General features: G+C 53.9%; 9 protein-coding genes. 8 read left to right on the top strand and 1 reads right to left on the bottom strand.

Annotated features, from left to right (window positions below; genetic code table 11):
- Positions 1 to 8: 8 nt before the first annotated feature.
- Positions 9 to 758, bottom strand: a complete 750-nt coding sequence (gene cysZ, locus ATI45_RS16965; RefSeq protein WP_098420813.1) for a sulfate transporter CysZ — start codon at positions 756 to 758, stop codon at positions 9 to 11.
- Between the two features lie 88 nt (positions 759 to 846).
- Between cysZ and ATI45_RS16960 the strand changes: the two genes are divergently transcribed.
- From ATI45_RS16960 to cas3f, 8 genes are all read left to right on the top strand, one after another.
- Positions 847 to 1,233, top strand: a complete 387-nt coding sequence (locus ATI45_RS16960; RefSeq protein ID WP_228706072.1) for a VanZ family protein — start codon at positions 847 to 849, stop codon at positions 1,231 to 1,233.
- Between the two features lie 112 nt (positions 1,234 to 1,345).
- Positions 1,346 to 2,455 (top strand): tRNA 2-selenouridine(34) synthase MnmH, encoded by a 1,110-nt coding sequence (mnmH, locus tag ATI45_RS16955; protein WP_098420811.1) that lies wholly within the window; start codon positions 1,346 to 1,348, stop codon positions 2,453 to 2,455.
- Positions 2,456 to 2,482: 27 nt separating this feature from the next.
- Positions 2,483 to 3,316, top strand: coding sequence for a mechanosensitive ion channel family protein (locus ATI45_RS16950; RefSeq protein WP_098420810.1), 834 nt, complete (start codon positions 2,483 to 2,485; stop codon positions 3,314 to 3,316).
- Positions 3,317 to 3,403: 87 nt separating this feature from the next.
- Positions 3,404 to 4,639 carry an FAD-dependent monooxygenase gene (locus ATI45_RS16945; protein WP_098420809.1) on the top strand — a complete coding sequence of 412 codons (1,236 nt, stop codon included), beginning with the start codon at positions 3,404 to 3,406 and terminating at the stop codon, positions 4,637 to 4,639.
- Between the two features lie 50 nt (positions 4,640 to 4,689).
- The gene (locus ATI45_RS16940; RefSeq protein ID WP_098420808.1) at positions 4,690 to 5,055 is read left to right on the top strand and encodes a histidine triad nucleotide-binding protein; all 366 of its coding nucleotides are present in this window, start codon (positions 4,690 to 4,692) and stop codon (positions 5,053 to 5,055) included.
- 277 nt (positions 5,056 to 5,332) lie between these two features.
- Positions 5,333 to 8,395, top strand: coding sequence for an EAL domain-containing protein (locus ATI45_RS16935; RefSeq protein WP_098420807.1), 3,063 nt, complete (start codon positions 5,333 to 5,335; stop codon positions 8,393 to 8,395).
- Positions 8,396 to 8,523: 128 nt separating this feature from the next.
- On the top strand, positions 8,524 to 9,501 hold the full coding sequence (gene cas1f / locus ATI45_RS16930) for a type I-F CRISPR-associated endonuclease Cas1f (RefSeq protein WP_098420806.1): 978 nt from the start codon (positions 8,524 to 8,526) through the stop codon (positions 9,499 to 9,501).
- Positions 9,498 to 12,788: a type I-F CRISPR-associated helicase Cas3f gene (gene cas3f / locus ATI45_RS16925; protein ID WP_098420805.1), complete on the top strand. Its 3,291-nt coding sequence runs from the start codon at positions 9,498 to 9,500 to the stop codon at positions 12,786 to 12,788. The genes cas1f and cas3f overlap by 4 nt, the downstream gene beginning before the upstream one ends.
- Positions 12,789 to 12,825: the final 37 nt, after the last annotated feature.

Raw genomic sequence — 12,825 nt, 5'->3', positions numbered from 1 at the left:
AATCTCAATCAAAGACGTGCGGAACCTTGTTCACGCACCCATAACGCCGTGGCACCGCACACCGCTGCCGGCACCACAAACAAGTTCAATACTGGCACCATGGCTGCCAGTGCGACCGGCAGTCCAAAACCCAAGGCCGACAATCGGCGCTCGGCCAGCATCTGTTTTAGCACCGGAAAGCTGGTCTTGTGATTATCTGCCGGGTAGTCCACATACTGCAGCGCCATCATCCAGCTATTGAACACAAACCAGAGCACCACCGCCACCAGATTCACCACCGGAATCAGCCCCAGAATGAGCAGGCCCAAGGCACGGGGCAGGTAATAGCCGATTTTCTGCAACTCGCGCCACAGTGAGCGCGGAATGTCTTTAACAATACCCGCCCAGCCTTCATCTTCGCCTATTGGCTGACCGGTCAGGTGCTGCTCACAGCGCTCCGCCAGGTAACCGTAAAACGGGGCCCCAATCAGGTTGGCCACAATCACAAAACCGTAAGCCAGCACCAACACAATAACAGCGCCGTAAAGCAACCAGAACAGCCAGTCCAGCGCTTGCAGCCAAGCCCAGTCTGGCAACCAGCCCATAGCAGTCGCAATCAGACCGGAAAATAATTCACCCAGATAAAAAAACAGCAGGCTGAACAGCAGAATGTTAATCAGCAGGGGGATAATCACAAAAAGGCGAAGACCGGGTTGCCAAATAAGGCCAAAACCCTCGCCCAGATATCCCAATCCGCGAAAAAAGTTACCATTGAGCATGGCGCAAAAACCTTGGTTACAGTGACATTGACGGGCTGCAAAGCATATCATGATGCGCTCTTTGCCACAGCCGGAACAAACAATCGATATGCTTTTAGCAACCACGAAACAACGGCTTGCACAATTACTCCGTTTACGCGCCCTGTGGCGATTTGCGCTACTGGCGTCTATTGCCGCTATTCTGTTTCTGGCCACGACCGCAGGCCCGCTACCAGTGCCCTCTGCGCCCAGCGACAAGGTCAATCACCTGATTGCCTTTCTGGAGCTTACGTTGTTGATGCGTTTGGGCTGGCCGCAGCTGAAACCGCTCTACTTCGTCCCGCTGTTGCTGGGCTTCGGCATGCTGATAGAAATTGTGCAAGCCACCTTGCCCTACCGCGACTTTTCAATGGCTGACGTGGCCGCTGACGCCGCCGGCATCGCTGCCGGGATGCTGATTTGGCCTTGGCTGCAAAAATTCAGCGCGAAGCACTGACCTTTACGAGCCGACTTTTTAATAAGGACGGCTCTTTTTTGTGCCCGCCCCAACACAACCGCGTTAACTGCTCTATACTCAGCGACCAATCTGGCCAGTTTGTTCTTCCTTTATGACCCGCAAACAAGATACCAACGACTACCTTTCTCTATTTCTGAACAACACACCGCTGCTAGACGTGCGCGCGCCTGTTGAATTCGACAAAGGCCATCTTCCCGGTGCTATTAACGCACCGCTGATGAACGACGACGAGCGCCACCTTGTCGGAATTTGTTACAAAGAGCAGGGCCAAAGCAAAGCCATCGAGCTGGGCCACCAGTTGGTGCAGGGCGACATCAAGGCTCAGCGCCTTGAGGCCTGGAAACACTTTTGCACCCAGCATCCAGACGGCTACCTGTATTGTTTCCGCGGCGGCCTGCGCTCACATCTTTCACGCCAGTGGATTGCCCAAGCGGGCATTGATTATCCGCTGGTGGAAGGCGGCTATAAAGCCATGCGCCGGTTCCTGATCGATCAGCTGGAACAGCAGATTGCCAGCGAGACGTTTTACATCCTCAGCGGCCGCACCGGCACTGGCAAAACCCGCGTATTGCACACCCTGCCCAACCCGGTGGATCTCGAAGGCCTGGCCAACCACCGCGGCTCCAGCTTTGGCCGACAGGTAACGCCACAGCCCACGCAAATCAACTTCGAAAACCAGCTTGCAGTCGCCATGCTGCACGCCAGGCATCATCACGGCGGCCCCATTTATCTGGAAGACGAAAGCCGTCTTGTGGGGCATTGCGCGCTGCCCGTCAGCCTGCGGGAGCGCATGGCTGCGGCACCGTTGGCCGTACTGGACCGACCAATGGCCGAGCGCATTGATATTATTCGCCAAGACTATGTCGAAAATATGCTGGCCGACTACACGAACCTGAATGGCGAAAATGCCGGCTGGCTAAATTTCTGCGACTACCTTTTAAGCGCGCTCGATCGCATTCGTAAGCGCCTTGGCGGCGAACGCCATCAGCAACTGCGCAGCATGATGGAGTCCGCGCTGGCCCAACAGGCAGAGAACGGCGCCAGCGACGGCCATAACGCCTGGATACAAAGCCTGCTAGAGCATTACTACGACCCAATGTACGATTACCAGCTAGGCCGCAAACCCGGCACAGTGATTATGCATGGCGGTCCGGACGCCATCGCACAGTGGGCCAAGCACGCCCACCCGCGTATTTCATAAAACAAAAATGTTCACAAGGAGTTAGCTATGGAAGATTTGTTCGGCGCCAACGGCCGCGCCACAGAACTGGTAGACCAGGCCATCACACTGGTCATGGCCTACGCACCCAAAGTGGTACTGGCCATTATCACCCTGATTGTGGGTATGTGGCTGATTAACCGGTTTGTTCGCTTACTGGATAGCAAACTTGGCAAAAAAGACCCTACGCTGAATACCTTTCTGTGCGGCCTGTTATCCGCCATTCTGAAAATTCTGCTGCTGATTTCCGTGGCATCCATGGTGGGCATTGCCACCACGTCCTTTATTGCCATTATTGGTGCGGCCGGCTTGGCCATTGGCCTGGCACTGCAAGGCAGCCTGGGCAATTTCGCCGGCGGCGTGCTGATTCTGATCTTCAAGCCATTCAAAGTGGGCGATGTCATCGAAGCCCAGGGCTACCTGGGTTCGGTGGTGGAAATCTCTATTCTGTACACCATCGTTAATACCTTTGATAACCGCCGCATTATTATTCCCAACGGCGACCTGTCCAACTCCAGCCTGACCAACCTCAGCGCCTACCCTACCCGCCGCTGCGACATGAGCTTTGGCATTGGCTACGGTGACGACATTGATAAGGCCAAAGCCACCATCAAGCGCCTGATTGAAGAAGACGAACGCTCTCTGAAAGACCCGGAACCGATGATTGTGGTAGGCGGCCTGGGCGACAGCTCTGTTGACCTGACCGTGCGCGTCTGGACCAAATCCGCAGACCTGTGGCCGTTTTACTGGGACATGCAGGAACGCGTCAAGAAGGCGTTCGACGCCGAAGGCATCAGTATTCCCTTCCCCCAGCGTGATATGCACATGTATAAAGCCGATTGAGGCTGCGTACAAAAAAACAACATCCACTCCACGGCTTGCCTGTTTGTTGCCATCGCGTAAACTGATAACAACAAACAGGAATCCGATATGACTCAAGCATTTGATATTGCGGTTGTCGGCGCCGGCATGGTGGGTGCAGCCCTTGCGACAGGCCTGGGCCGCAACGGTTTTCGCGTGGCGCTGATTGACTTTGCTGACGCCCCCGAATTTGTGCCAGCCAGCACGCCCGATATTCGCGTGTCAGCGCTCAGCGCCGGCAGTGAACGCTACTTGCAGAGCCTTCAGGCATGGGACAATATTCTGGCCATGCGCGCCACGCCCTATCGCCGCCTGGCGGTATGGGACCAGTCTTCACACCCGCTTACCCGCCTGCTGCCAAAGCCCTTGGCACGAGTGGAATTCAACGCCGATAAACTGGGCGCCAGCCACCTTGGCCACATTGTGGAAAACAGCGTTACTCAGGCGGCTCTTTGGCAGGCCGCAAGTACTCAGAAAAACATCACGTTAATGCCGGGCGTTGCAGTTACAAACCTCACCCAGAACCCTGATCACGCGCAGCTGGATCTGGATAACGACACCGCCATTACCGCAACCCTGGTGGTAGGTGCCGACGGTGCCCAATCCCGGGTGCGCGATCTGGCCGGCATTGGGGTCACCCGCAGCCAATACGACCAACAAGCCATGGTGATGTCTGTTCGTTACCGCGGCGCGGTGGAAGACATCACCTGGCAGGGCTTTTTACCCTCTGGCCCGCGGGCCTTTTTGCCGTTGCACACAGCCGGCGAAGAATTTCCCGGTGAAAGCTGGGGCTCGCTGGTGTGGTACGACGCCCCCGCCCGGCTGGCACAACTCAAAGCTATGTCCACCGAGCAACTGATGGCCGAAATTCAACGGGAATTTCCCGAACCGCTGCCAGAGCTGATGCATATAGACACCCGCGCCAGTTTCCCCATTGCCCGCCAGCACGCCAAACACTATTACCAGGGCCGCGTGGTATTGGCCGGCGATGCGGCCCACACCATCAACCCCTTGGCCGGCCAAGGCGTGAACCTGGGTTTTCAAGACGCTCAATGCCTGCAACAACTATTGATTGTTGCCCGTAACAACGGCACCGACCTGGCCGACCCCGCCTTACTGGGCCAATATGAACACCAGCGCCGACCGGCTAACCGCCGCATGATGCTGGCTATGGATGCCTTTTATCACCTGTTCAGCAACCGCGTTCCGCCCCTGCACCTGCTGCGCAATCTGGGCCTGGGCGCCGCGCAGGCACTGCCTTTCGCCCGCAACCGCGTCGCCCGTTACGCCATGGGACTGGACTGAACCTTACTTTTTAACTCACTTTCTACCTCATTTTTAACAAGGAGCCTGTTATGTCAGAAACTATTTTTACCAAAATCATCAACCGGGAAATTCCCGCTGACATCGTTTACGAAGACGATACTACCCTAGCGTTTCGCGACATTAACCCGCAAGCGCCCGTGCACCTGCTGATTATTCCGAAAAGGCACATTGCGACGATTAACGACATCACCGAAGACGATCGGGAACTGGTGGGCAATCTGTATTACGTGGCCGCCAAACTGGCCAAAGAAATGGGCTTCGCCGAAGACGGCTACCGCACAGTCATGAACTGTGGCGAAAGCGCCGGCCAAACCGTATTCCACATTCACCTGCATCTGCTGGCTGGTAAACCTATGGGATGGCCGCCTTACTCTGACAAAATGAAGCAGGGGTAGAGCAAGCACTGTTTGAGCAAATCAAAAGCGGCGCCTGCAACGGGCGCCGCTTTTTGCAGTTGTTCAACGTTCATTTACGGAGTTTTTTTGAACAGAGATGCGAAAGGGTTTTTCATGCTGGGGTTCTCTGGATAGTTGGCAGAAAGCAAAACCACTGCTTACTACTGTTTACTCACATCTTTTGATTTTGAGTTGCTATAACTCGCTCAGCGTTTACTTTTCTGGGTGCTTGGATTTGTCGCCAAACGCCAAAAATAACGACTAATGAGCAGTTTGAATGAAAAAGCAAGAAAACAGGACGAGATCGAGCTCTGCCGCGCCTTATCGTCTTCCCATTGCGTTGTATATTTTTGCGTTGCTCGGCCTCGTGGTTTCCGCTGGTTACGTCGCTCAAAACACCTACAAGCAGGCTAAAGAGACTGCAATAGGTCGCTCTGTCGCTCGCGCTGATCTGGCGGCTGAACTGGTTGCAAACAGGCTGTTTTCTACCGGGTACGGCCTGCGGGCTCTCGCCGGATTTGTTCAGCTCCTTGTTCACCAGCCAAACACCTCAGCCGAAACCCGCCTTGAGAACATAGAATCGTATCTGGATCAGAAGGTTTCCAGCCTGGGATTCATAGACAAACTGTTCGTCGCAGATCCGGCTAGCAATTTTTTCTACCCTTCAATAGGCAAGAGCGTCACCAAAACTCCTGACTGGCCCTTTATTGCAAGCTACCTGTCTGGCAACCCTAGCCGTGAAGTCGTAACACCGCTGTATACAGACCCAGAAACCGGTGATCTGTGGATTTGGATTTGGATGTTGAGCCAGTTGCATTCCGACACCGGCAATATCAGCGCTGTGATTGTGGCGCGTCAATCGCCTGAAATGCTCTCCGAATCTTTTGCCAGATTATCCTTGTCCGATGGCCAAAGCATCGCCATTATTGACGAATCGATGAAACTGGTCGCCCGTATTCCAACTGCTCTCAAAGATACGTCTAGTCTGGGAAAGGTCGTCAACCGTCTGGAAATTCGTCGTTTTATTGACAGTGATTCCAGCAGCTATCAGGCGGTTTTCGAGTCATACATTGACGGTGAGAAAAGGTTTTACGCTTTCAAGCGTGTGCCGGGTGCGCCCTACATTGTTGTCGTTGGCGAGAAAGCGTCAGTGGCGTTACAAGATTGGTACCAGAGTCTTTGGGTTGGGGCCACCGGCATTTTACTGGTTGCGATCATTGGCCTGTTCTTTCTGAGGCAGTTCTTCCGAAGACTGTCCGTTGAGAATGCGCTATTGCACGAAAACCGGGAACGAAGGCTTTTACAGCAAAGCGCACAAACCAATGAAAGCCGATTGCAGGCCCTTGTGAGCTCTATTCCAGATCTGATCTTCGTGTTCGATGAACAGGGAAGGTTCACCTTTGTGCATGCGCAGGACAAAAGCCAGCTACTGATGCCTGCGGAAAAACTGCCGGGCCTGCATTACAGCAAGGTGCTACCGCCCGAGCTTGCTGCCCAGCTTGACCAGTTAAAGGTAGACGTTGGAAAAACCGAGAAGACCCTCGACTTTGAATACCAGTTGTTTTTTGAAGGCGGAGCGCGCGATTTCGCAGCTCGGGTGAGTGCGCTGCGAGACATAACGGGCGAGTCCGGCGGTTACATGGCTGTGGTGCGTGATGTAACTGAGAGCAAGTTTCAACAGGCTGAACTGCGTATTGCTTCTACTGCGTTCGAGACCCATTTGGGCATTATGATAACCGATGAACGTGGAGTGATACTAAGAACCAACAAAGCGTTTTCACGCATAACCGGTTACACCGAACATGACGTGGTGGGACAGAACCCGCGCATGCTTCAATCCGGGTTGCAAGACCTTGAGTTTTACCAGCATCTCTGGGGCCGGGTGCGGAAAGAAGGCTCTTGGGAGGGTGAAATATGGAACCTTCGGAAAAATGGAGAGGAGTTCGCGGAATGGCTGACCATCACCGCCGTTTACGGACAGTCAGGCATCGTTCAGAACTACGTAGGAACGTTTCACGACATTACCCAGCGCAAAGAAGCCGAACAGAAAGCGCATCAGCTGGCCTTCTACGACCCACTGACAGGGCTCGCAAATAAGGCGCTGCTCGATGAAAGGATCTCCGGGGTCCGCAAAAACCCTATCCGGCAGAATGCCCACGCTGCCCTTTTGTATGTTGATGTCGAACAGCTACGCGCGGTTAATGATTCCAGGGGATACGGGTTTGGCGACCTGGTCCTGAAAGCCCTGGCCGGGCAGCTGGCTGGCGTGGTTCGTGAAAGTGATACCCTTGCGCGCATCGGGGGGGACGAATTTGCCATCCTGTTGTCCAGCCGGCACGCCTCTCAGGAAGTGGCAGCGCGTTCTGCAGAGAGTGTTGCGGAAAAAATCCTTAGCGCCTTTACCTTCCCGATTAAGGTTCTGGAGCAGACAATCCAGGTCAGTGTCAGTATCGGCATTATCCTGATTGACGGGCACACCGCAGCTCCTGACGAACAACTTCAGAAAGCCGAGCAGGCAACCCAGCAGGCAAAAGAACGGGCGAAGCTTCGGGGTGAAAAGCGCATCTCATTCTTCGATTCTGAAATACAGGCCAAGGTTGTTCAGCACGTTCTTATGGAAGAGGAATTGCGGAACGCCCTGGCAGAGGAGCAACTGGTGCTCTATTACCAGCCCCAGATCCGCAACCCGGATCAGCTGGTCGGTTACGAAGTGCTCTTGCGCTGGCGTCACCCGAAACGGGGCATAGTATCCCCGGGCGTTTTCATCCCGATCGCCGAACAGAGCCGGCTTATTCTGCCTATCGGCCGATGGATTATCGAACAAGCGTGTGAAAAGCTGGCGGCCTGGCAGTCAGAGCCCGCCCGCTCTGAGCTCAGTCTTGCGGTTAACGTCAGCGTCGTTCAGTTTCAGAGTGATAACTTCGTAGACCATGTAGGCCGGATTCTTGAGAAAACAGGTGCACCACCGCACCTGCTCAAACTTGAAGTAACCGAAAGCCTGCTAATGGATGACCCCGAGCGAATCACCGGAATGATGAAGCGCCTTCGTTCCATGGGCGTTCGTTTTTCATTGGATGACTTCGGCACAGGTTATTCTTCGATGAGCTATCTCAACCAGTTGCCGCTGGATCAAATCAAAATAGATCAGTCATTTATAACTGAGGTAGCAACCAACCCTGCAAGCTCCGCCATTGTGGTCTCCATAATCGGGTTGGCCAAGGGGCTGAATCTGGAAGTTATTGCCGAAGGCGTAGAAACGGAAGAACAGCGAAACTGGCTGGCTAATCATGGGTGCAAGAATTTTCAGGGGTACCTGTTTGGTCGGCCGGAAGAGATTTGAGTGCTGGGGGCTTATTGTGTGGCTTGCGCGTTAAGGCACAACGACTGGACTTGATAACGATCTGAAGCCACAGTGAATATATTATCGACAGAGCGCTAAATTTAGCCGTCCGTTTACAAGGTGTCTTCATGGATGATTTCTCGCCCAGCGATCTAAAAACCATTTTACATTCCAAACGAGCCAACATTTACTATCTGGAACATTGTCGCTTACTTGTGAACGGCGGAAGGGTCGAGTATGTGACCGACGAAGGCAAACGCTCACTGTATTGGAACATCCCCATCGCGAACACCACAACAGTGCTGCTGGGGACGGGTACATCTGTCACCCAAGCGGCGATGCGGGAACTGGCAAAAGCCGGGGTTCTTGTGGGTTTTTCCGGCGGCGGCGGCACACCGCTCTTCAGTGCCAACGAAATTGATATTGAAGTGGCTTGGTTTTCGCCACAAAGCGAATACCGTCCAACGGAATACCTTCAGGGCTGGGTCAGTTTCTGGTTTGACGACGAAAAACGCTTAGCGGCGGCCAAGCACATTCAGCGGGCGCGGCTGGGTATGATTCAAAAGCTATGGCTTGGCAGCCGCCAACTCAAAGACAACGGCTTTGAGATCAATTCTGACCAACTCAATGGACTTGTGGAGCGCAGCCTCGAGCGCATAGAGCACGCCCCGGATGTGATGAACCTACTCACGGAAGAGGCCAGATTAACGAAACAGCTTTTCAAGCTGGCCGTAAACGCCCTTAGTTATGGCGAGTTCACACGATCCAAACGCGGCACCGGCGCCGACCCCGCCAACCGCTTCCTGGATCACGGCAACTACCTTGCCTACGGTCTAGGCGCTACCGCTACTTGGGTGCTGGGCATACCCCATGGCTTGGCGGTATTGCACGGCAAAACCAGGCGCGGTGGTCTGGTTTTCGACGCGGCAGACCTTGTGAAAGACGCAGTCATTCTGCCACAAGCCTTTATTTCTGCCTCACGTGGCGACGAAGAACAGGAATTTCGGCGCAGTTGCATTGAAGCCCTCACCCGCACCGGTTCTCTCGACTTTATGATTGATACCCTCAAGGATATCGCCGTGACACTCGGGAGCGCGAAGTCATGAACGTGCTGCTAATTTCCCAATGCAGTAAAAACGCGCTAACCGAAACCCGAAAGATACTGGATCAGTTTGCCGAGCGTCGGGGCGATCGAACTTGGCAAACCCCCATCACTATGGAAGGCCTGATTACACTTCGCAAGCTGCTGAAAAAGAGTGCCCGCAAAAACACCGCCGTGGCCTGCCATTGGATTCGGGGCAAAGATCACAGTGAATTGATGTGGATTGTCGGCAACATCGGACAGTTCAACGAAGAAGGAGCGGTGCCAACCAATAGCACAAGCCGCAATATTCTAAGGCAAGACGATGAAAACCAGTGGCATACGGCAGAAGCCATATCACTGCTGGCGGGCATTGCAGGATTGTTCCACGATTTCGGCAAAGCCAACGCATTATTTCAGGGAAAACTAAAGCCGTCTTACACAGGCAAAGGCAGCGAACCCATTCGCCACGAGTGGATCAGCCTACGGCTATTTGAAGCGTTTGTAGGCGAACTCAGTGACCCGCAATGGCTGGAGCAACTGGAAACCGTTACGCCTGATCTGGAAAAAAGCGTATTGGCCCGGCTGGTCGAAGACGAACCGGCACATTTCAGTAACCCGTTTTCAAAATGGACAGAGCGCCCCATTGCACGCGTTGCGGCTTGGCTGATTATGACTCATCACCGCTTGCCTGAGTTTCCTCACAAGGTCGATGGCGCAAGTTCCCAGCCTCATACTGAGCGCATCGACAGTTGGCTGGAAGGCAAAACGCTCAACGCAGGCTGGAACTCGCCGCAAATCTTTTTCACCGACTGGGAAGCGAAACACTGGGCCGGCATCCGCAAATTCCCACACGGCACCCCTCTTTCAAGCCGCACCTGGTGCCAGAAAGCACAAAGTCTGGGTAAACGTGCACTCAAACATCAAAAATTACAGGAACACGACTGGATGGCTGACCGCTTTACCAGCCATCTCGCACGCCTGGTGCTGATGCTGGCTGACCATTGCTACTCCGCCGCCCCGCCGGTCGTGCAATGGCAAGACAAGCGCTATAAAGCTTACGCCAATACCGACAGGGAAACCCGCCAACTGAAGCAGAGGCTCGACGAGCACAACATTGGCGTTGGCCATAACGCAGTGTTGATGGCAAAACGATTACCCAGTCTGCGAAAGCAACTGCCAGCTATTACGCGCCTGAAAGCCCTAAAAAAACGCGTAACGATCTCGCGATTTCGCTGGCAAGACAAAGCTTACGATCTTTCGCGAAGCGTATCTGAGCGCTCTCGTCAGCAGGGCTTTTTTGGTATCAACATGGCCTCAACCGGATGCGGTAAAACCTTTGCTAACGCTCGCATCATGTATGGGCTCGCCAACGAACGAGAAGGTTGCCGTTTTAACGTCGCTCTGGGCCTGCGAACACTTACCCTACAAACCGGCGATGCCTTTAAGGAACGCTTGCATCTGGACTCTGAAGATATGGCGGTCCTGATTGGGTCGCAGGCCGTAAGAAAACTTCACGAACAGCGAGCGGAAGCAGATTTAGAAAGCACGACAGCATCAGAGCGCACCGGCAGTGAATCAGCGGACGATTTGATCGACGGCAATCACCACTTGCGTTATGAGGGCACTCTGGACGACGGTCTTTTGAGTGAGTGGCTAAAGCGCAGCCCCCGCCTGCATCAACTTGTAAGCGCGCCGGTTCTGGTCAGCACCATTGATTACCTGATGCCCGCAACCGAGGGTACCCGCGGCGGCAAGCAAATTGCACCCATGCTGCGACTGCTGACTTCGGACCTGGTTTTGGACGAGCCCGATGACTTTGGGCTGGAAGATTTGCCAGCCTTGTGCCGGCTGGTGAACTGGGCCGGCCTATTGGGCAGTCGGGTTTTATTGTCATCCGCAACATTACCGCCAGCATTGGTTACCGCGCTGTTTGACGCCTATGCCGCCGGCAGACAAACATTCAACAACGCCTGCGGTGAACCAGGAAAGCAACCTGCGGTAATCTGCGCCTGGTTTGATGAATTTGGCTCGGTTATTTCCGATCACCCATCAGCTGACACCTTTGGTACTGCACATCAACAATTTGTGGAGCAGCGCATAAAACAGTTGAAAAAAGAGCAGGCGCCACTCAGATACGCCCAGTTGTTGCCCGTCAGTGCTGAAAAAACCGACAGTGAAACGATTGTGACCGCACTGGCAGAAACACTTCATTCCCATATTTTCACACTGCACGATGCCCATAATACAAAGGCCGCCCAGGGCGATGTGGCCGTTTCTGTTGGGCTGATCCGCATGGCTAACATCAACCCTATGGTTGCGTTGGCAAAGGCGCTGGCCAGCAAACCGGCACCCGAGGGGTATCAGCTGCACTTGTGTGTTTACCACAGCCAATACCCGTTGATTGTAAGGTCGCATATTGAACGCGAGCTGGATGCCGTTTTAAACCGAAACGATGAAAATGCCATTTGGCATCAACCGATGATTTCAAGCGCAATGGCGAAAGCCCCAGATTGCCAACATGTTTTTCTAGTGCTGGGTACACCCGTTACGGAAGTAGGGCGAGACCACGACTACGACTGGGCGATCGCCGAGCCCAGCTCCATGCGCTCGCTAATTCAGTTAGCAGGACGTATTCAGCGCCATCGGCGACGATCACCCAAAAGCCCCAACCTGCTGATCATGAATAGAAACGTTCGCGGCATGAAAGGGGCTGATATCAGCTTTCAAAAACCAGGGTTTGAGTCAAAAAATTTTCCGCTAGCCAGTCATTGTCTGGATGACATCCTACAGCCCGAACAGTACGTCCACATCAACGCCATACCACGTATTCAGGCCAACGCCGAGTTAGATGCCAAGCATAGTCTGGTGGACTTGGAGCACACACAGCTGAACGCCCGTCTTTTTGGGCACAGGCTTCAGCCTATTCACAGCGCACTTTGGTGGCAGCACAATCCAACCTGGTGCGCCGAACTGCAAAGACGCACACGCTTTAGAGCCTCCGAATCGCAGCAATGCTATGCGCTTTGTATGGAGGATGAAGGTGATGAGCCTGAGTTTCACGAAGTGCTTCAAGATGGCTCCACTGTTCAACAGACCAACCATTTTGAAAAAATGACGATTGAATTCGCGGATGGTGTTTCCCCATGGATCGTTATCAATCCACAAAATCTCATTGAAAGCATGGCAGAGCGCAAAGAAATGGACATCAAGTACTGCTCACTGCGATACGGAGAAGTGCGACTGCGAAAGCTTGAACCACCTGCTCGTTGGCACTACAACGACTTCCTGGGAGTGTTCGGCACGCCTTAAAGGCGTGCCGGTGCTGCTTTTCAGCAGTAGATTTGCA

Source organism: Marinobacter sp. LV10MA510-1 (assembly GCF_002563885.1).
Lineage (GTDB): Bacteria > Pseudomonadota > Gammaproteobacteria > Pseudomonadales > Oleiphilaceae > Marinobacter.
This window is presented reverse-complemented; position numbering and strand designations above follow the sequence as displayed.